Source organism: Acidovorax sp. LjRoot118 (genome assembly GCF_964253575.1).
Taxonomy (GTDB): Bacteria; Pseudomonadota; Gammaproteobacteria; order Burkholderiales; family Burkholderiaceae_C; genus Acidovorax.
Genome location: NZ_CAXURB020000002.1, coordinates 1 through 19,239, shown reverse-complemented (window position 1 = coordinate 19,239; position 19,239 = coordinate 1). Strand labels below are relative to the sequence as shown.

At 59.4% G+C, this 19,239-nt stretch carries 16 protein-coding genes; 7 read left to right on the top strand and 9 right to left on the bottom strand.

The features are described 5' to 3' along the window. Window positions 1-23: 23 nt before the first annotated feature. On the bottom strand, window positions 24-662 hold the full coding sequence (locus tag ACSQ9E_RS32845) for a hypothetical protein (RefSeq protein WP_436220306.1): 639 nt from the start codon (window positions 660-662) through the stop codon (window positions 24-26). 199 nt (window positions 663-861) lie between these two features. On the opposite strand from ACSQ9E_RS32845, the gene ACSQ9E_RS32840 reads away from it, so the two are divergent. Continuing rightward, a complete protein-coding gene (locus tag ACSQ9E_RS32840; protein ID WP_436220305.1) occupies window positions 862-2,685 on the top strand; it encodes a hypothetical protein in 1,824 nt (607 codons plus the stop codon). Between the two features lie 71 nt (window positions 2,686-2,756). On the opposite strand, the gene ACSQ9E_RS32835 is transcribed toward ACSQ9E_RS32840, so the two are convergent. The 4 genes from ACSQ9E_RS32835 to ACSQ9E_RS32820 form a co-directional block, all read right to left on the bottom strand. Beyond that, on the bottom strand, window positions 2,757-3,587 hold the full coding sequence (locus tag ACSQ9E_RS32835) for a GSU2403 family nucleotidyltransferase fold protein (RefSeq protein WP_436220304.1): 831 nt from the start codon (window positions 3,585-3,587) through the stop codon (window positions 2,757-2,759). Further along, window positions 3,584-4,735: a hypothetical protein gene (locus ACSQ9E_RS32830; protein ID WP_436220303.1), complete on the bottom strand. Its 1,152-nt coding sequence runs from the start codon at window positions 4,733-4,735 to the stop codon at window positions 3,584-3,586. The genes ACSQ9E_RS32835 and ACSQ9E_RS32830 overlap by 4 nt, the downstream gene beginning before the upstream one ends. A gap of 266 nt (window positions 4,736-5,001) precedes the next feature. Next, window positions 5,002-5,499, bottom strand: coding sequence for a hypothetical protein (locus tag ACSQ9E_RS32825; RefSeq protein WP_436220302.1), 498 nt, complete (start codon window positions 5,497-5,499; stop codon window positions 5,002-5,004). A gap of 130 nt (window positions 5,500-5,629) precedes the next feature. Further along, window positions 5,630-6,655 carry a hypothetical protein gene (locus tag ACSQ9E_RS32820; RefSeq protein WP_436220301.1) on the bottom strand — a complete coding sequence of 342 codons (1,026 nt, stop codon included), beginning with the start codon at window positions 6,653-6,655 and terminating at the stop codon, window positions 5,630-5,632. Window positions 6,656-7,003: 348 nt separating this feature from the next. Between ACSQ9E_RS32820 and ACSQ9E_RS32815 the strand changes: the two genes are divergently transcribed. From ACSQ9E_RS32815 to ACSQ9E_RS32795, 5 genes are all read left to right on the top strand, one after another. Continuing rightward, on the top strand, window positions 7,004-11,260 hold the full coding sequence (locus ACSQ9E_RS32815; protein ID WP_436220300.1) for an NACHT domain-containing protein: 4,257 nt from the start codon (window positions 7,004-7,006) through the stop codon (window positions 11,258-11,260). A gap of 467 nt (window positions 11,261-11,727) precedes the next feature. Then, a complete protein-coding gene (locus ACSQ9E_RS32810; protein WP_436220299.1) occupies window positions 11,728-12,549 on the top strand; it encodes a hypothetical protein in 822 nt (273 codons plus the stop codon). 102 nt (window positions 12,550-12,651) lie between these two features. Next, window positions 12,652-13,320 carry a hypothetical protein gene (locus ACSQ9E_RS32805; protein ID WP_436220298.1) on the top strand — a complete coding sequence of 223 codons (669 nt, stop codon included), beginning with the start codon at window positions 12,652-12,654 and terminating at the stop codon, window positions 13,318-13,320. 63 nt (window positions 13,321-13,383) lie between these two features. Beyond that, entirely contained in the window at window positions 13,384-14,022 is a 639-nt protein-coding gene (locus ACSQ9E_RS32800; RefSeq protein WP_436220297.1) for a hypothetical protein, read from the top strand. A gap of 314 nt (window positions 14,023-14,336) precedes the next feature. Further along, window positions 14,337-15,152, top strand: a complete 816-nt coding sequence (locus ACSQ9E_RS32795) for an NYN domain-containing protein (RefSeq protein WP_436220296.1) — start codon at window positions 14,337-14,339, stop codon at window positions 15,150-15,152. A gap of 194 nt (window positions 15,153-15,346) precedes the next feature. On the opposite strand, the gene ACSQ9E_RS32790 is transcribed toward ACSQ9E_RS32795, so the two are convergent. From ACSQ9E_RS32790 to ACSQ9E_RS32775, 4 genes are all read right to left on the bottom strand, one after another. Further along, window positions 15,347-16,894: a hypothetical protein gene (locus ACSQ9E_RS32790; RefSeq protein ID WP_436220295.1), complete on the bottom strand. Its 1,548-nt coding sequence runs from the start codon at window positions 16,892-16,894 to the stop codon at window positions 15,347-15,349. 353 nt (window positions 16,895-17,247) lie between these two features. Next, on the bottom strand, window positions 17,248-17,676 hold the full coding sequence (locus ACSQ9E_RS32785) for a hypothetical protein (RefSeq protein WP_436220294.1): 429 nt from the start codon (window positions 17,674-17,676) through the stop codon (window positions 17,248-17,250). A 60-nt stretch (window positions 17,677-17,736) separates the two neighbouring features. Then, window positions 17,737-18,213 carry a hypothetical protein gene (locus ACSQ9E_RS32780; RefSeq protein WP_436180336.1) on the bottom strand — a complete coding sequence of 159 codons (477 nt, stop codon included), beginning with the start codon at window positions 18,211-18,213 and terminating at the stop codon, window positions 17,737-17,739. After that, window positions 18,207-18,680: a hypothetical protein gene (locus ACSQ9E_RS32775; protein ID WP_436220293.1), complete on the bottom strand. Its 474-nt coding sequence runs from the start codon at window positions 18,678-18,680 to the stop codon at window positions 18,207-18,209. The genes ACSQ9E_RS32780 and ACSQ9E_RS32775 overlap by 7 nt, the downstream gene beginning before the upstream one ends. Before the next feature lie 159 nt (window positions 18,681-18,839). Here ACSQ9E_RS32775 and ACSQ9E_RS32770 point away from each other — a divergent pair, with 159 nt between their 5' ends. Next, complete coding sequence (locus tag ACSQ9E_RS32770; protein WP_436220292.1) at window positions 18,840-19,082, top strand: hypothetical protein; 243 nt, start codon at window positions 18,840-18,842, stop codon at window positions 19,080-19,082. Window positions 19,083-19,239 lie beyond the last annotated feature (157 nt).

Here is a 19,239-nt window from a genome sequence, read left to right as displayed (position 1 = left end):
GCGTGCGACACCCAAGCTATCTTTCATTGGCCTTCGCCAGGTGAAGTGCGACGGTTTGCGTGGGCACGGGCCCTGTCGAGCAGGGCGCTCCACTCCTGCTGCTGGATTTGGCGGCCCAGGATTTTTTCGAACTGCTGGCGCACTTCCTGGCAGCCGCGATCGACGTCGGGATCGTCGCCGAACTGGTAGGTGAGGCTCAAAATGCCCCAGAGCCGGTGCCAAGTACCTTCCAGCCCCTGCAGGTGAATCCCGAGCTGATAACCGACGTCTGTGGCCGCCGGCATCGGGTTCAGGATGGCGCTCATCTGCGGTGGGCGGTTTCGTTTCTGGGTCGCTTGGCGGGTGGCCTGCGCGCGCAGGTCTTCCAGCAGGGCTGGCTCCATCTGCGCGCCGCATGCTTTCTGCCAGTGAGCGATGGCGGCAGTGACCGCTGCTTCCTGGGCCGGGTTGGGGGTTGCAGATTCCAGCTGGGCCTCAAGCGCGTCCACTAGCTGCTGAATGGCTTTCTCCCGTGGTGCGAGCTCGGCGTTGAATGCCGAACGAATCCGCAGTGATTGGGGGCTATCAGGGTTGCTTGCCAGCTCTCTTGCGGCCGCTGCCCAGGGCGACTCACCTGAAGGCGCTTTAGCGGACGAAGGAGGGCGGGAGCGCGGAGGGGACATGAAGTCAGTGTACAAGCGGCCGGCTCGCAATGGGTGCAGCAGCCTGCCTAGCTTGACCCACCCTCTTTCATTCTTTTGTGAGGCGTCAGATGGCTTTGGACGACGCGGTTTCAGACGGCTTTCGGGATTGGAGTGGCGTCGCTACACTGTCTTGATCATGCCTCTCCGAACACCTCTACTGGTTCAGCATCCAATATTGGTGCCGGCGCTGCCTTTGCTTGAAAAAGCATTGCCCGTATCTGCGCAGGACTTCAGCAATGGGGAGGTAGGAAACTTCCTGATGGAGCTCGCGTCGCAACCCGAGTTTGCCGAAATGGACGAAGCGCGGCTCCAAGAATGCTTCGCCGTGGGCTTCGGCTACGGTTCGTGGCCTTCGGTGCTGAGCCGGGAAGGCGGTTGCATGGCCACCGAAGGCGATCTACCTAGGTCGGACTGGCGCCTGCTTGGTGTCATCGCCTGGCGGATGTATGCCGCCGGCTATGTTGGCTTGCTTTCTGCATTCATCGGCGTGTATGCGGCCTGGATCGGTACTTCAATGTCGCTGCGCACCTCACTCAGCCAACTCGGCAAATCTAAGAGGGAAGAACTGAAAATCTGGAGCACCAGGCGCAGTGTTGGGCTGGAGGAAGCGTGGCGCCAGTGGGACGAGATTACTGTTCTCGACAAGGGTCGGATCAGGATCAAGTGGGCTGCCGAGATTGCATTCGACGTGGCGTCGTCATGCTGGACAGCTGAATCAGGAGTCAGCTTCGACGAACTGCAGCAGGAGGTCATCGCTGGCGCTGTCATGGAGACCGAGTTGCTCGTGGATCGCAGCTGGTTTTTCCCTCACCCATGGCCTGTTGGGCTTCGCCCTACGCAGTTCATGGGCACCGATGGTGCTCTGGTGGGTTATGGCTGGAGATGGCCGGAAGTGGGCCTGGCTCATGCGCTCGTTTTCGGATCAACAAGCGACTTCAAGGCATCAGCGCTCGCACTTTGGAGCCGATCCAGTACGAACGATTTCGCCATGAAGGAACTCCCTAAGAATTTGGTGGAAGTCGACTTCCGCAATCCTTGGAGTCGGCAGGCCGGACTTGGCGTTCGCACAGAACGGGCGCATCCGGAGCGTGGTGCTGCAGAGGACGCGTCTATCTGGGATGGCTACCGACTCTTCTCGGAGGGTAGGCAAGATCTTTCGGTTGAACTGGTTGCAACTGATGGCCATCGCTTGGCGCTGGGCGTGAACTTGCAGGTCGACGGCGAACCTTGGACCCGGCCGTCCAACTGTGTCCGAGCTAGTGACTTCGAGGGCTTGGTTGGGCTGGCGTTGCCATCGTTCACGCAGGTCGAAGCGGAGGGCAATGACGTTCCATGGCTCCGATCGAAGGTTCCATTCGCTCTCGACATGGAAAGCTTCGAAACCGGATGCCGGCTGTGGGCGGCGATTGATCAGCTGAACGCCCTGGAATCAGCGTGGCTTGATGAATGTGAGCCCGATGCAGAGATCTCTTGGATACTGAAGCAATCTTGCGCAAGTGCCACCCCTGTTGTCGCAAGCGCCTCTCAGGGCTGGTTCTACGACGAATTTGTACGTGTGCGTGAGATGCCAGAGGCGGGCGAGGCAATGCAAGCCACCTACCCGGAGATGCGTTCACTTTCGAATTTGGTTCGGGGTGAATATGCCCTTGCCTTCTATGGCAAAAACGGGTTGCGTCACGGCAGAAAGCACCTGCGCCGAGACCTTCGGTTCATGGCCTACTGCGTTTTGCGAAACATGGGATTAGATCCAGATGTCGCTCCCTACGGTTCCACGCTGGGCGTGTTTCGTTTGGTGAGAATGGGTGGAGGCGAGTCAGCGGACCTTTGGAGCGATGGCGTCATGCGAGAGCAGCTGGCCGATGAGGCCAGGCGTTTGTGGTCTGCCTACAGGCAAGCCACATCATTCCTTGACGAGCTCGAAAGTTCCTCGCAATCGAGGCTTGAACTGGTCCAAGGGTCTGACGGCACCTGTGCGCAAAGCGTCGGCCGCCGGCTAGGATGAGAGAAGGTCTCGTAGAAGCGTCGTCTTTCTCAGGTCACTTCGCATCTACCGATTGGCGGAGCTGACGCAGCTCAGATTTTTCGAGCACTGACGCCAAGAATTTGCTGGAACGCAAACTCACATGTCGCTCGTAGTTCTTCGGGAGACACCTTCCGATCCTGGGGGATGCTTGCAGCGCCTCGAATCGCGTCGGTGAGAGTAGCGAACGATTCAGTGCATTCCTGGAGCACTGTTTTTCGTTCGCCGGCGTCGAGAGCCGGGGCCACGACCGTCTCCCAGCTCTCTTTGAATTGGGGGAGCATGTGGCCAAACAGTTGGATCGTGTCGAACACGTAGAGAAGGTCTTGGTGATGTTTGCGAGGAGCACGTTTCTTCTTGATGAGGAATTTTTGCACCATGAAGCAAAGTGGATTGGCCACCTGCAGATCCACAGGAGCATCCAGGGGTATGCCGTTCACTGGGCCCACCGTCATCACCCATGGGTCCACTAGAAGGATACCGAGGTGACGAATTTTTTGCGCTGAGATTTCGGCTGCCTTCATGGTGGTGTCTGGCTCCCCGCCGCGCTTGGTGCCACTGCCCACCATTGGAGTCAAAAACTCGGCGTAGAAGCCACTACCTTCGCTGCCAAGCTTGTAGTGGGCTGCGGGTGGCCTGGCCTCTCCTGAGAATTCCTCCTTGAACCCCTTGGCCAGCAAAGCCGCCTTGATGCTCCCAGCCAATGGCACATCATTTTCGAACGCCAGATCGGTGTCCCTAGTAAAGATCGGCTGAAAATCCAGCTTGTTTGCGTTCGGATGGAGGGTGTGCAAGCGGTGTGCCCAACCCCCCACGAAGATCAGATGAGCACGCCAGGGGTCCAACGCCTGGACCAGCTTTGCAAAGGATTCGAGGTCGTTCATTTGTCTGCCTTACCAATGAGGGGCTGCAGGACAGTTTGGAAAATGTGGTCCGCCTGCTCTTGTCCGCGTGAGGGGTGGCTTGAGACATCCAGCCAGGCTTGAATCACATCCGTGCAGCGAAAGCCGTCGCGGTGAACGGCGCCCTTGAACGTCGAGTCGGGCGCTATGGGCTGGCGCACTATGAAGTCTGGAGCGTCTGTTGGGGGTAAAAGAGTCACCCCTGCCCAAGCTGGGTTGTGTCTGTTGTTGGCAAAACCGGGCAGTTTTCGCACGTACACATACGGCGGCACGCCGCTGACATGTCCCATTCCCAGGGCATCCGCAGCCGCAAACAGACCCAGACAGGTGTCCACAGTCTCCGAGGTAAGGAGCTTCTTCAACTGCTGCTGAATGCCAATGCGGACGGTAAACCGCATTGGCAACTCGGGCAGTGTTCGCATGTTCGCAGCTCTCCAGCGCTCGAACAACTCAGCGCGGCGCACAATTCGAAATGACCTGTGCTCCTCATCAAGGAACCCTTCCTGACGTAGATGCTGCAGCAACCTCGATGCACTCATTTGCGAACAGTTTGCGGCATTGGCCAGTTCAGCCCCCGAGCTGTATTGTTGCCGCGGCGCTTCGAGCATTCCTTCGTTGATTTCCGGCGCCAAGAGAACCTTGAGCAGCCACTGATTGAGGTCCGAAAACAAGTTGAAAGGTTTTGTGGGCGCAGATCCTATCGCACCCGAGTGCCGCCTTAGGTTCTGAGAAGTTACCTGTTCGCCCGGGGCCACTCCCGTCGAAACCTGGCTCCCGTCCTCCCAGCGCAACAGGCCCAACCCTTCAGGCGTGACGACGGCTATTGCCGCGTCCGGCCGGTATTTATCCAAGAAGCGAGCGACGGTTCCAAACATTGAAGCGGGTGCATGTTCAACGTAAAGCACAGCCAGAGGCCTGCTGTTTGCGTTGTCTGCTGCGTACCGCTGCGCCTGAATGATGGCTTGTGAGAGGAGGGGGATCACGCGGTCAGAGCGACCCTCAGACAGAGTCTTGATCTCGGCCACGTATCGCCGGCCGCCTTTGATCACCTGACCATCAATATCGGCGTAACCAGGTGCCTGGGAGGGCTCGGTGAAATCAAGTCCCTCTTTCCTGAAGAAACTGGCCACCTTTGAGTGTGCGTGGAGCGCTCGCGTACTGTGAAGATGGCTTGGCATGTGCAACCTTTGCTAAACACGCCCATGTTAGCAAACATGGGCGTGTTAGTAAACATGGGCGTGTTTACTAACACGCGCATGTTTAACGGAGCTTGTGCTGTTGGGGTTGGCGTCTCCGCTTTCCATAGCCCGCTATGCACTGGTGTGCGATAGCGCAGCTCTGGAAAGCGTTGTGGAACCCACAGGCTCCACAATCGCTCTCGCTTGATCCCTGATGCCTACTGCGATGGTGCAGCGTCTTCAACCTCAACAGCCGTTTCGTAGCGCACTTCGATGAGCTTGAGGTGGTTCTTCTTCAAGAACAGAGAAGCCGTCGCCAGCATCGCTGCATGCATCTCGCCATCTACCGGCAGTCGATATGCCTCCAGTATGGTTTTGACCACCCTGGCGTAGGCCTTGTTGAAGTCGGCGCCGGTGACCATCACACAGGTGCGCAAATGCGCCGGGTGTTGCTTGGGCAGAATGGTGATGCTCATGACTGCCCCGCGCCGCGTCGAGGGCTTGCAGTAGAAGACACCAGCTAGCGTGCCGTCCTTGGCGAACAACTTTACCGGGCCATAGTAGGCAACAAGCCTGGCCTCCTCGCTCTCGTAGACGCGGGTTTCGGTGACCGTTGCCATCTCGCCCAGGGCGGGCACCCCGGCCCGCTGCCAAACGATGCTAGGGAGGCCGTTGACGGTTCCCCACTCGCGCGGGTACATCTTGCCTAATTTCATGTGAATTTTCTCCGTGGAGGACGAAGGGCGCCCTCCTGGTAAGGCAGGAGGTGCCCTTCGTAAGTGTTGAATTTGCGGCCTCCATGAGGCAGCTACGCGACTGCCACAACGGCAGTCATCTTTGCGTCGATCAGGCCGCCAAGAGATCGCCCTGCACCTGCAGCACCGGCTTGAAGTTGCCGGGGAGCCAGGTGGCGCACGCACTTGGCAACCTGGTCAGGCGCCACAGTTCTGACGCCTGCGACGGCAGGTCCACCTCGAGCGTGGACCCTGTGCGTTTTGCGGGAAGGTGATTCCCGATTTCTTCGCAGCACTGGCGCTGATACACGCTGTCCAGCTTTACCGAGAGGTCAACGATGACCTTGGTTCCAGGCGGCACCATGGGAGCCGACTGGATTGCTTCGCGAAACCGCCGAATGGAGCGGGCGTAGCTGCCGGGATGTGTCAGCTCTGTGGCCCAGAGGCTTTCCACGAACTGGCCCAAGAGCTGGTACTCCCAACCGCCGCTGCGCCAGCTGCCGTCATCCTGCTGGACCAGGCGGGTGTCGCCATCGACCTTGAGGAATGCCGGGATCCGCGAGGTAGCCGCAGGTCCTTGAAGGGAAGGGGAGTAGCCCAGATCCGGCCGCGGGCCGCCCGCGCGCATGGAAGTGATGATCCGCCAGGGCGAAAGTGGCCCGTCCCCGTAGATGCAGGAAACGAGCTTGCTTTCAGCGTGGAGTGTGCTCAGGAAGCACAGGCCGGCTTCAAGATCCTGTGCCAACTCACCGCGTCCGTTTGCGACGAGATGGGCGAGCACCTTGGGCGCGTCGTCGGCCGGGATGCTTTGATCCCATCCTTTGGCAATGCGCAGCTGGACCGGTTGGTCCTCTTGTTGGAGAGGGCAGGCCAGCTGCTTGAGCCAGTCCGCGATGTAGTGCTCCGGTGCGTCGCGGCCGCCGCGCACCTGCAGGGCTCCGCTGACGCAATTTGCAGCCATGCCGAATATCCGGCGAAGAACCGTTGCGATGGGGCCGATCGAAATGCACGACCAGCGAGGAGTGTGCGGGAACACGTTCTTCTCGTAGGTTTGCTCGTGGAGCACGTAGATGGTTTCTCCGCTATCGGTCGCGGTGAAGGCGAAGGCTTGCTTGCCCGTACTGACGGTTGCACCCATGGTGCTCTCCTTGAAGGTGTACCGAGAGCACCATCCCGACGGGATCTGGTGTCCCGGTGGGTTTGAATGAGTGGGCCTGGGGCCCAAAGTGACGTCGACTGCAGGCGATCAAGCCTGATGCTTCGATGTCGACCAGGTGGACCACAGTCCGCTGCCTGGTAGTGAAGCTCCCGCGAAGGCGAGGGCAGGGCGCTGGTTGTTTTTGCTCCTCAGCTCGGAGACTCCCTCGGTCGAAACCGTGAGAAATGACCGGCCATTCTATCGGCGCACTGGGGTTGGTCCAAGCCCGTGAGGTGTTGGCTCGAAATTCAGCCGGATCCTGGCTTGCCCTCGCTATCCTTGCGACGTATGTACATTGAACTGCATCGCACCTTCCGAGAACTTGAAGCACCTGGGCGGGGTGGCGATGGATACGTACTTCAGCCCGGTAGTGAGACCCTTTATTTGTCCGCGTTGCTTGAGTGCCGCCGGGTAGTCATGCTGGCGGAGGGAGGTTCGGGCAAGACTTGGGAGCTGCAGGAGGTAGCACGCCGGCTGCGCGGCGAGGGCAGGGCGGCATTCTTTCTCAGACTTGAGCATGTGGCCGACGGCTTCGAGACTGCCCTCGACGTCGGACACATCGACGATTTCGAAGCATGGCTGGCAACCCAGGAGCCCGGCTGGTTGTTGCTCGACTCTGTCGACGAGTCGCGGCTGCGCTCACCGCAGGATTTCGAGAGGGCGGTGCGCAAGGTCAGTGCGAAGGCCGCCAAGGCGTTGGACCGCACGCACATTGTGGTGACGGGTCGGCCGTCGGCGTGGCGTCCAAGGTCGGATCTTGACCTGTGCAATCGACTGTTCGCTCACTCCAAAAATCACGGCGTGCAGCCCGGCCAGGCCACGGAGTCAACTGATGAATTCAAGGTGGTCAGGCTGGAGCCACTAACCTCCTCGCAAGTGGAGGTCTATGCTGCCGCAGCGGGAATCGGGGAGATCACTCCGTTCCTGGAGGCCATCCAACGGGCTGACGCATGGTCTTTCACCCAGCGCCCTCAAGACCTGGAAGAGCTGGTGGGTTTCTGGAAGGAGAAGGGGCGGATTGGCTCGCGGTTGGAACTCATGTCCTCAAGCGTTCAGCGTCGCTTGCAGGACAGCCAGGACCGCGAGGTAGCGCGCCCTCTTGCCCAAGCCCGCGCGCAAGAGGGGGTGGAGACGCTCGCGGCCGCCCTTGTGCTCACGCGCAAGCAAAACATCCAGGTTCCCGATGGGCATCGGTCCGGGTCAGGGCTAAACGCTCGCGACGTGCTGGGATGGGATGCCGGAGAAATCGCTGGGTTGCTGCAGCTTTCGCTGTTTGACCCGGACGTCTATGGCACCGTCCGCTTCCATCACCGATCTGTCCTGGAGTATCTCGCTGCGCACTGGTTCCGCAGGCTGCTTCAGCAAGAGGTCTCCCGCCGCCGGGTCGAAGATCTCTTCTTTCGCGTTCAATACGGGCTTCAGGTAGTTGCGCCCTCGCTGCGTCCCCTGTTGCCTTGGCTGGCCATATCCGACCGGCGCATCCTTGCGCGCGTGCACCAGATTGCTCCTGAGATCTTGTTCGAAGGCGGGGATCCGGTGCAGCTCCCGACCGCTGTGCGAAGCGCCGTCTTGACTGATGTATGCAATCAGCTGGCTGCCGGTCTATCCAACCACACGCCAGCCACCTTCAGCGCCATCCAGCGTTTTGCGTCCTCGGATGTTTCCGAGACAGTGCGAAGGCTGGCCAGGGAGTACAAGGGTCGGGAGGAAGTCGCCGGCTTTCTCATGGGCATGGTGTGGCAGGGGCGAATTGATGCCGCTCTTCCCGAGGCGCTTGAGATCGCTCTGTCAGCCGAAGCTCCTTCGGGTGCTCGCCGCGCGGCCTTTCGGGCGGTGGATGCGGTCGGAACCGTGAGTGACATGGCACTGGTTCGCAGCGAATTCGCCTCGGAGGGTAGTGGCTTGGACCGTCGTTGTATGGCCGAATTGGTGAGCCTCGTGGCAAAGCCTGACGCCGCGACTCTTCAATGGCTGATGGACTGCATTCCTCGCCTGGCAGATACCGACAAGCAGCGCACCACGGGCTTGGCGGGCGCAACGACACAGTTCTTTGAGCGAATTGACTTGGCTTTGATCCCAAGTGCGCTCGATCGGCTATACGAGCTGGTGCTCGAACCTCCGTTGTTCGATCGGAGCGACTACAGCCTCTCGATCCGCCACCGGTGGCTGCGCCGGCCCGTAGGAGCTTTGCTGAAGCGGCTTATCCAAGAACGTCACGAGACTGCGCTCAGGCCGAGTGCAGTAGGGGCCCTGCACGTGCTTGTACTGGACACCCACTACGACCAGGAGGTTACAGGCGTAAGAGAGATGAATCTGCCGCAGCTGGTGACGGCCTGGCCGGACCTTAAATGGGCGTGGTTCTGGCACCTTGTGGCACGCCTGCGGTCAGAACGCAAGGTTGTGGACACCTGGCTGGCCCGGGCGCTGATGCACCCGGTAGGATGGGACGCGCACGACTTTGATCGGGGCATTGGCGCCATTCTCGAAAGTGAGATCGTTGAGGACCAGAGAATGGCACTGGAGCTCACTTACTCGCTGTTTGTGCAAGCTGGGCGGCCTCAAGCTCTGCAAGAGCGGTTGGAGAAAGTCGCCTATGACAACCAGGTGCTCGCGACGCGCCTGCAGCAGCTTGAGGCACCTCCCGAACCAGACGCAGCGCTTCAAGAGCTGGAACGGCAGAATTCCGAGTGGACACAGCGCCAAATGGAGAGGGCGGAACTGGCCCGGCAGCAGCGCCGCGAAAATGCAGCATGGCTCAACAGCCAACTGGAATCGTTGCGCAACGCGGGTGGAGTCGATCCTTCCCACGTTAGTCAGGAGCAGGAGTTCCTGCTCGAGGTGATGCGCGAGACGGAACAGGGCAATCACTCGCGCTGGACGCGAGCCGACTGGCGCTGCCTGGAGGCCGAGTTCGGCGCGGCCGTGGCCCTTGCGTTCCGGGATGGCATGGTAGCGTTTTGGCGCAAGCATGTGCCACAGCTGCTATCTGAAGGTGCAGAGGTGAACAGAATGCCGAGTGCTGACCTGTTCGGCTTGGCAGGTCTGACTGTCTACGCGACAGAGGCCGAGGCGTGTATGGAGTCGCTCTCTGCAGCAGAGGCACAGGTGGCTTTCCGATACGCCTTGAAGGAGTTGAATGGGTTCCCAGATTGGTTTCCCACGCTGTTTGCTGCCCACCCGCAAGCCCTTACAGGCATGTTGGTTGCTGAGATCGAGTTTGAACTTCAGATGATGGGTACGGAGGCTGCCAACCAATATGTGATTGCTCGCGTTCGCCACTGCAGAGAGTGGCTTGCGCCCTACTTGGCGCAGGACATTTTTGACTTGCTGTCCAGGCAATCGCCAGGACGCATCGAGCTGCTGGAAGATCTGCTGGCAACCCTCCAGGTGTCGGATCTTCCCGATGAAGCCATCGCGGCATTGGCCCAGCATCAAATGGGCGCTGGCAATCCCTTGCACCGCGCTCTGTGGGCAGCAGCGTGGACCAGTGCAGACCCAACCCCCGCTATTGACGCCGTTGAGCGTCACCTAACGCTGATGGGCGACGCACCACAGCGGACCGAATTCGCGATGCAGTATGTGTCCCACCTGCTGGGAAACCGGCGGTCCTTGTCACGCATGCGCGGCGCGTACCGGTCGCCGAAGGTGCTGAAGCGGCTGTACCTGATAGTCCATGAGCATGTGCGGGCTGACGACGATATCGACCGCTCTGGAAAGGGGGTTTACTCACCCGCCATTCGCGATGACGCCCAGGAAGCCAGGGAGGACCTCGTGCGGCTGCTCAAAGAAATTCCTGGGCGCGAGGCCTTCTTGGCGCTGGACGGCCTTGCTCAAGAGCATCCGCGTGCTGAGTACCGCATGTGGATGGCGCGAGAGACGATTGCTAAAGCTCAAGCCGACAGCGAACGTGACGCATGGAACGAAGCGCAGGTGCGCGAGTTTGCTGAGAAGTACGACCGTGCACCGGCCAGCCACCGCGAGCTGTTCGACCTGGCGGTGAGCCGTCTGATCGACCTGAAAAGCGAGACGGAGGACGGTGACCACAGCCTCGCGTTGGTGGTCATCCTCACGGAGCGGGAGACGCAACTGCGCATCTGGATCGCAGGGTGGTGCAGCCAGCACGCCCATGGCCGCTTCGATATTCCGCAGGAGCACGAACTGCCCGACGGTAAACGTCCCGACCTGCGGTGGACTTGTTCGACGTTCACGGGCGCTGTCCCGACTGAATTGAAGATTGCCGACAACTGGACGGGCCCGCAGTTGTTTGAGCGGCTTGAAGGGCAACTCGCTGGTGACTATTTGCGGGACAAGGCGGCCAGCCTCGGAATCTACCTGTTGGTGTGGCGAGGAGTGAAGCAGAGATGGGCACTGCCTGACGGTAGCTTCGTGGATTTCCCGACGCTGATCGCAGCGCTGCAGACGCATTGGAAGTCCGTGGCCGACACGCATCCGGGCGTTGAAGAAATTCAAGTGATTGGCATCGACCTGTCGAAGCGTGGGGAGCGGGTTGGGAAGTCTGCGACCACGTTGGTGACAACAACGTAGACCAACGCGGAAACGGCGCGACCTCTTAGCGTAGCCAGATAGCTGGGCTTCGATCGTGCTTGGTGCGCGGAAGCACCAGGCTGGCTCGTTTGTTAAAATTTATCTGGTTTGATACATCAATAGATACGATCTATCTTATGTTAAATAGTTAGCTAATTAACTAAATATCATATCTGGTTCGTTCTCAGATTTCAAGTGACCGTCGGTGGCAACTTCGCAAGCCTCTTAGGTTCCAGCGTCCCAGGCGAGCCTGCTGACTGCTGAGCGATCGCCGAATAGCTGAGTGCCACTGCCTTCGGCTACATGTGGCTGAAATGCGAGGCCCAACAATGCGCCGAGACCACCCGCCCCCAATGAACTCCGCTTTCCGACGCTACGGGAATAGCCCATTCAGGTCTACCGGAGTGCGTCAAGCAAAGCTATGCTCTGCGTTACAAGATCTCACATCCAATCCACATCCAGCGGCCATGACCCAGCACAGCAATTCGATTCGACCGGTCGACCATGAGAACGGCAGCGTTTTCACCTTCTCGCGGATGTTCGGTACACATGGCCCACACCTCATCGACGGCAAACGTCTTGACCAGCTCACCGGCGTGGATCTCCTTCTTGATTCGAGCACTTCAGTGGTGTCCCAGACCAGCTACGCTACGACAACATCGAATGCGACTGGTGTCCTCGGCCGAGCGGTTGTAGGCGGATTAGTGGCTGGCGGCGTCGGTGCGTTAGTCGGCGGCACTACAGGAGCAAAAACGACAACGTCTGCAGGATCTTCTGTCGAATCTATAAACACGCAGCTCACTGTCAAGCTAACGTTCGAGGCGGGACAAACCATACACGCCGTGGTAACTGACTTGGCTGCTTACCACTGGCTACTCAGCTTTCCAGGCAAGCCCCCCTCCACAAGCGAGGAGCTGGAAATCGCCAAGGCCCAATCTGTCGTCACAGGCGCCGCCAATGTGCTGGATGAAAGGGCTGAGCGCTACCTCCCCAACGCCACGTTCCAAGGGTCGAGCGCGATGTTGCCCATTGGGGTTACTGGTTTGGTACTCGTGGCGATATACATGCTTGCATTTCCGTCAGGGATATTTTGGTTCGTAGCATTTTTGATAATTGCATTCATTTCCTGTGTTCTGGTGAGTGCGATGATTGAGAGCGGAGATGAAAAGAGGCGTGCAGCTTTCAACGCCGATAGAGCAAGGCATAAAGAGCATATTATTGCAGAGCTCACCAGAGGGCGTTCTCCAGGCGCTCCAGGTTACGCCGAGTTCACACCCGACCGTCCTTAATGAGAGCAAATTAGGGATGATGTTTCCCTTTCTACGAGTTGTGCAATCTGACAATTGCACCTCTCGAAAAGTATCCATAAGCAAGTTGCTAAGCCCCATTTAATGAAGTTTTCCATCAGATTTGAAGCCCCTCACAAGCGGATAGTTAGCGCACCAATGCTTGTTCTTCCACTGCTCGCGTTAACAGCGTGTCAAACGCCGCTCGAGCGGGATGAGCGCCAGAAGGCGGCTGTATGTAAGCGCCAAGTCGAGTGGGCAATGCAGAAGATTGCCGCCCACGGCCACGACAAGCCGTCTCTGTTCGTCGACTCTTATGAGGCTGCTGTACACGCGTCACGTGTTCCGCTTCACCAACGCTATGTGTCAGTAGTTAGCGATCTCGCCGCCGCTCTGGCGGAGCCACCCACACGACTTCCAGAGGCACGCGGCCATATCGCCAACAAAGAGCTGTGCAACTCAGCAGGTGATGTTGCAATTGACAACCCTACTCACCCTGACATTCGTTTGTGGGAAAGTAAGAGGAGCGCTGAACGTGCGACTGCCGTGCAGGCTTTGCGAACGACTGCTCTTGAAAAATGGGATTCGACCATTCGGGACGACGCTCAGCAGCGGCTGAGCGAACTTATGCAGGCCTCTACGTCAATTAAAACTACCAATAGCAATGGAGTGAAGGTCGATCAATTTATTCTGAAAAGAGGTGGCGTCATTTCCTGCACGACCACCGTCCCGGATAATTCAGCCCCTGTATTCAAATGCGATGGAAAGCTTTGAGATAAACGCCGCTGTAGTTTCGTTTGAAAATTGGAAAATGGTTTACTTGATTAAAAACTAAAGATGCTGAAATTTTCCTCATTGATTCTACTGGCCCCATTGAGCTTCGTGTTGTCGTCCTGTTCAGATAGTGCAACCATTGAGGCCCCTGCCGCAGCCGCGGCAAACAAGTCATTCGTGGACAAACATATTGCGTTGAAGGATCTCGCGATTGGCATGAACATCTCAAAGATAAAGAATGCCAAAAAGATTTCAGGGCAAACCTACATGTTCGACATGGAATACTATGGGGGAAAGCGAAATTTCATGGCGTCTGTCAACGACAAGGGCGAGGTGTTTAACTTTAAGACCACCGTCGATGGCTCCTTTAACGCCCTGCAATCTGCGCTGGAAGAAAAGCTCACGGCTGACAATGCCAAACCAGTTGCCTTCGACTGCAAGTCGAACACGTTCAAGCCGGACAGTAGCGCCGATATCAGTATCAAAACCTGTAAGGTGGCTGGTCCTTCGGAGTCTTTAAAGATCGAGGAAATGCGCATGCAGCCCACCGCCAAAGTTGCTGGCCTGAATCAGCTGCCGACGGTCGTACTTTCGGTTGAACTAGAAGGCACCCAGCTCGCGGCCGATGTGAACGCGGCACAAGAAAAAGCGAAGGGTGATGCAAGGCGTTCGCAAGACACCGCAAGGAAACAAGACCTTTAGGGCGATTTCGCACACCCGAAGGTCAACGAGGGCTGTTTTGCCGACGCGTTACTAGCTTTGCTGCTGTTTCCGCCGATACCTTGTCAGCTTTCCAACCGGGAAGTCTGTTGCTAGCTTTCCAACCTTTTGTTCGACACCTCGCCAAGATTACTGCGGCTTGTTCGACAGCTCGCTACCTTTATTCCCGGTTTTGCGACTGGGCCCCAATTGGCCTGCAGCCCCTCTTGTCCAGCTCTTACTTGTTCGGGCACGGCGGACCTAGCAGGAGGGTGCAGTAGAGGTTCCGTGATAGCACTACCTAGACGCTAACCACCATGATCCATCAGAACCGAAACCCCGTGAGGCACGAGGCAGACAACCACTCCATGCGCTTGGCGGTGCTGATCGATGCGGACAACGCGCAGGCTGCCGTCATCGATGGCCTGCTCACCGAGGTGGCAGGCCTTGGTGAAGCAGTCGTGAAGAGGATCTACGGCGACTTCACCTCCCCGCACAGCGCAGCCTGGAAGAAAGTGCTGCAGCGCCATGCGATCAAACCGGTGCAGCAGTTCGCGTACACCACGGGCAAAAACGCCACCGACAGCACGCTGATCATCGACGCCATGGATCTGCTGTACACGCGAAGTTTCGATGGATTCTGCTTGGTCACAAGCGACAGCGATTTCACCGGCCTGGCCATGCGCATCAGGGAAGAAGGCCTTCAGGTGATCGGCTTCGGTGAGAGCAAGACACCGGAGGCATTTCGGAACGCCTGCCACCGCTTCGTGCTGACAGAGATCCTGCGGCCCGGCAATGACCTGGTACCGCCGGCTGCGGCCGCGGAGAGCGAGGCCCCTGCGGTGGCCGCCAGCAAAGCCATCGTGGTTGACCAGGTCGTGCCCAAACCCGAGGTGCCCAAGCAATTCCTCCTGACTGCCCTTGAGCAGACCAGCGACGACGCTGGGTGGGCTCACCTGGGCGCTTTCGGCGGATATCTATCGAAACTGCAGCCGGATTTTGACTCGCGCCTTTACGGCTTCAAGAAGCTTTCCGACTTGGTCCGGTCCATGAGTGACGTTCTCGAGCTGGAGGATCGCCCACCGTCGGGCCCCGGGCTCAAGCAGCTCTACGTCAGAGCCAAACGCGGGTAATGGCTTCCTGGCCACGCATACTGGACGCCCCTGTTCGGGGTACCTGCGGCCGGCGGCGGTGTAGGTGATCGTGCTGCTCCGCTAGTACCTTTGATGGCGTTGTCAGTGGCAGCAGCCGGCGACGGGACAAGCTGGAGCTGTCAAAAAACAATGCCCGGGACTGCGAGAGTCCCGGGCATTTCTGATCTGGCTTGTCAGCCAAAGAGCGCCAGCTGATCGGCTGGCTCGAAGCGGAGAGCGGTGGTCACCTTCGCCGAGGCGTGGGCCGTTTCGTTCGGGCGCTTGAGCACCATAAGCATGGTCGGCACATCCGTGCCTGCCGCAGAGAACTCCCCTGCAGGCCGTTCCTCGACGTGGACAGCATGCTCCTCGACGAACTGTGCAAACACCCTGCTAGGTCCGTCCTTGGCCTTGACCCAGTGCGTTGACGTGATGCCTGCGAACAGGCCGCCAGGCTCCAAGAACTGGAAAGCATGCCGCATGTGGACCGCGTCTCGCCCTCCTGAGAACGGAGGGTTCGCTGCGATCCTGCTGTACAGCTTGCCGGGCTTGACCTCCAGGAAGTCCGCCGGTCCTTCGATGCTGAAACCCAGGCGCTGCAGGTGCGACACGTTCTCTGGCATGAGCTCGTAGCAGGTGATCGCATCCTTGCCCAAGACTTCGGCTGCGGCCATGGCCAGAGCACCCTGCCCTGCGTGCGGCTCAAGCATGGTCATGCCAGGCTTGAGGTCCAGCAGCTGGATCAGGCGTGATGAGAGCTCCGGTGGCGTCCAGAAGAACTCGTAGCACTTGCGTGTGAGCACCGTGCCTGTCTCTGCAATGGCGGCAAGCTTGTCCTTCGGCGAATGGTCGAAGACGTGCGCTTGCCTGCCGGTATGCCAACGTCCACCGAGCTCGATGAGCAAGGCATTGACCTTGGCGTAGAGCCGGCTGTCGAGTTGCCCAGCGAGTCGGACCTCCGTGCCATCGATGCTCGCATCCGCGAGAGCATCGCGAACAGCGGGGTCGACCTTGGCCGGCCGCACCGCGTACTTGGAAGCGCGCACCTTGGGCACACCACGCTTTTCTGCGGTGGTCGCAGCCGGGCCCATAGGCGGCTTGCTGCCCACCGACCAACTGCGCCCAAGCGCCCTCACCTCTGCTGGGTGCTCGACGCCTTCCACCTCGATGGTGAAAGCCGAACCGCGGGGGTCCGGATGCAGAATGACCTTGGTCAGCCCGCGCCCGCTGCTGACCAGTTTGCTTAGGCGCTGCTCAAGCGCGACCATGAGGACTGCGCCATTGGCCGAGCCATTGAAGCAGGCCAGGCGGGCGCGATCCCACTCTTGCGCGAGTGCGAGCACCTCTGATGTGAGTGCAGTCGCCTCTCCCGGCCGTGCGCGGTTGAAGCGTGACCAGGTGCACCAGATTCCGTCGAGGCAGGAAGTCCGATGGTCGAACTCCTCTTCGGTCAGGGTGAGCTGATCTGCTTCCTGGCCCAGGGCCTGCAGCACCAGGGCAATGTCGGGCGGCAGGTCCGCCAAGACCGAGACGGTCATGCTTTCCGCGCCAGTGCGAACGCTTCGGAGCACTGCTTGGCCATCGACCAGCAGCGTTCGGGATTCGACGCCAGGATCAGCTTCCACGTGCCAGCCAACGTCATCGTTTTCGTAGCCGTAGCTGCCAGGAACCAAAGACTCGACCGCAAGAATCGCGGAAATGCCGTGGGTCGCTTGAGAAATGAGGTCCAACTGAGGACGCATGCAGGTTCTCCAAAAAATGGAGGGACCTGGCCCATGGGACAGGTCCCAATGGGTGGTGGTTTGCCGCGCGCCTGGAGACAGGGGCAGCTCGGGAACGTGAAAGGACCAGCTTGCGGCGGGCCAGTCAGAACGACGTGGGGATGGGATATCCGACGGGGTCAGATCTGCCCAAAGGGCAGCAGTGTTGACTGCGACTTGGTGGCCCAGGTGCGGTCGGGGTGCGCAAACATGCGCTACTTCACGGGGTACGTGACGCTGACCAGCATTCTACGATCGAGGCAGGGGACTGTGCTAGCGCTTAAGGTGTGCATGCAGCGCATGCTCGGCTGGAGTAAGTAGTTCTCGGGCACTATCTAAGGCCCATCGCAAATCATGTTGCGCTCAGCCCAATAGAGGCTTCCAAATGCCACAAGCGCAGTCAGCAATACAGAGGCCGGCGCCTCCAAAGCAAGTTCCGACCAGCGTTGCCAAGATGCAAGAGCGATGCCCGCGCAGCCAAGAAGCGCTGGTACTCTGAAAAGCTTCATGAGCGCTACAAGCAAGTCGGCCCGAAGAGGGTGTCTCGTGCCAATCTGGCGGTACACGGTCCGCGCTGCCCAATAAGCCAACAGATTCGAGGTAATCCAATAGCCCATGAAGACTATGCACACTTGGACCCAGAATCCGAACGGGCCCAGCTGATACGGCGAGACGAGTGCGGCCGCTGCGATGAAGCCTGTGACCGCATAGCCGGTGTGAAGCATCGCTCGCAGAGCGGCCAGACGGAGAAGTGTGCGGTCCATGGGCCGATACTTGGTGGGCATAGATGTCACTTTGGTCGGCGCGGCTGTTGGCACCTTCGGTCAGGCTGCGGCCAGCTGATAGCCGACGTTGTTGATTGCGTGGTCGTTCAATCCTCTCATCTGGATCAGGCCTGGGAGCGAGTTGGCCAGCGCGGAGCAGGCCCTCGACACGCTGACTGCATGTTCGAGGGCGGCCACGTGGCTCACGCCCTTCCCCAACGCAAGGGTTGCGCGTGCGATGGTCAGTGGGCCGTGCTTTCCAGCACTGAGGCTGCCCAGTAACAGGCCAGCCTGGGAGCGCGAAAGCGGCGCGAATTCACCGACCTCCCTGAACGCTACTTGCCGAGGCAAGTTCTCCGAGATGTCGCCGAAGATCGCGAGCGATGTCACGATGCCGCCGGCATCGTTCAGCACCACCAGCGTGGCGCCGTCGCTCTGGTGAATGCACACGAGAACACGTTCCATGGCTCCGGCAGGGCCCACGGGGAGGCTCACGAGCGCTGCCCTGCCCTCAAGTTCGTAGTCGGTGCTCAGCATGCCTTGCGCCCCTTGGTCAACACCACGCGCTGCGCGCCGTACAGGCCTGCGATGACGAGGACCGATGCGATCAGCACCACTGCGGGCATGTCCACCACCGGATCCGACCACGTGCGCCGGGTAGCCACTGCAAACAGGATGCAGCCGATCAGCGTGGGCACGCGCAGCAGCGCCATGTAGGCGAACAGCAGGTTTGCGCGTTGCCGCGCGAGCCCCCCTTCCTGCCCTGCGCCGGTCTTGGCCGTCAAAAGGGTCCAGAGCAGCCCAGTTCCCGCGAAACCATTCACGACCACCGCGGTCTGCGTCTTGAACGCATACAAATCGGCGCCTGCGAGAGATGCGGATGCGGTGGCAGCGGCTACGATCGCGACCGCGTAGGCGGTGTGGATGGACTCGCGCTTTGCAGCGGTGAGAAAGGTCGGCGAATGCCAGATGCGATTGTGGAATGGGCTTCGTACGGAGGGCATGGATTGTCTTGAGGCAGATGACGTTTCCACCATATCGCGCCAGGCCTCCCCGTTGGCCCCCTAAACGACCCGACCGGGGGAGCATCTCCCCTTTTTCGCGACTTGACGCCTTCTCGTTCGGGCGTAGGCTTGTACGAAAGATCACCAGGAATTGACACCATGACCGAAGAAATCAGCACCTCTCCCGACGGCACCGTGACCCTCACACCAAAAGGCCTGCGGATTCTCAAGCTCACCTGGGCCACTGCGCTTTTCGGAGCCGGCGCAACGGAGGAGACCCAGTACCCAAGTCTCGATGCGGCAAAGACCGCTGTGGATCTGATGTTGGCAGGTGTCCTTGAAGCGGACGGTACGGTGGCGGCCGCAGCTGACGCGACGATGGACATGAGGCTTCGTCACTAGGCTGCAGAGCAATCTGAGTTGGAAAGAGGCTCCCGGAACCTGGAACGACTACAAGCCTTCCGCGCTCCTCGAACCGCTACGCAAGTTGATGGGCGCCCAGGTCGATGCACAGCATCTCGATTCGGCGGTCAAGGCTGGCTGTTCGGTTTTCCTCACA

Bases quoted from the DNA above. Each gene is read 5' to 3' on its own strand.
- ACSQ9E_RS32845 (WP_436220306.1), bottom strand. From the start codon at position 662: ATGTCCCCTCCGCGCTCCCGCCCTCCTTCGTCCGCTAAAGCGCCTTCA.
- ACSQ9E_RS32835 (WP_436220304.1), bottom strand. From the start codon at position 3,587: ATGAACGACCTCGAATCCTTTGCAAAGCTGGTCCAGGCGTTGGACCCC.
- ACSQ9E_RS32825 (WP_436220302.1), bottom strand. From the start codon at position 5,499: ATGAAATTAGGCAAGATGTACCCGCGCGAGTGGGGAACCGTCAACGGC.
- ACSQ9E_RS32820 (WP_436220301.1), bottom strand. From the start codon at position 6,655: ATGGGTGCAACCGTCAGTACGGGCAAGCAAGCCTTCGCCTTCACCGCG.
- ACSQ9E_RS32815 (WP_436220300.1), top strand. From the start codon at position 7,004: ATGTACATTGAACTGCATCGCACCTTCCGAGAACTTGAAGCACCTGGG.
- ACSQ9E_RS32810 (WP_436220299.1), top strand. From the start codon at position 11,728: ATGACCCAGCACAGCAATTCGATTCGACCGGTCGACCATGAGAACGGC.
- ACSQ9E_RS32805 (WP_436220298.1), top strand. From the start codon at position 12,652: ATGAAGTTTTCCATCAGATTTGAAGCCCCTCACAAGCGGATAGTTAGC.
- ACSQ9E_RS32800 (WP_436220297.1), top strand. From the start codon at position 13,384: ATGCTGAAATTTTCCTCATTGATTCTACTGGCCCCATTGAGCTTCGTG.
- ACSQ9E_RS32795 (WP_436220296.1), top strand. From the start codon at position 14,337: ATGATCCATCAGAACCGAAACCCCGTGAGGCACGAGGCAGACAACCAC.
- ACSQ9E_RS32790 (WP_436220295.1), bottom strand. From the start codon at position 16,894: ATGCGTCCTCAGTTGGACCTCATTTCTCAAGCGACCCACGGCATTTCC.
- ACSQ9E_RS32785 (WP_436220294.1), bottom strand. From the start codon at position 17,676: ATGGACCGCACACTTCTCCGTCTGGCCGCTCTGCGAGCGATGCTTCAC.
- ACSQ9E_RS32780 (WP_436180336.1), bottom strand. From the start codon at position 18,213: ATGCTGAGCACCGACTACGAACTTGAGGGCAGGGCAGCGCTCGTGAGC.
- ACSQ9E_RS32775 (WP_436220293.1), bottom strand. From the start codon at position 18,680: ATGCCCTCCGTACGAAGCCCATTCCACAATCGCATCTGGCATTCGCCG.
- ACSQ9E_RS32770 (WP_436220292.1), top strand. From the start codon at position 18,840: ATGACCGAAGAAATCAGCACCTCTCCCGACGGCACCGTGACCCTCACA.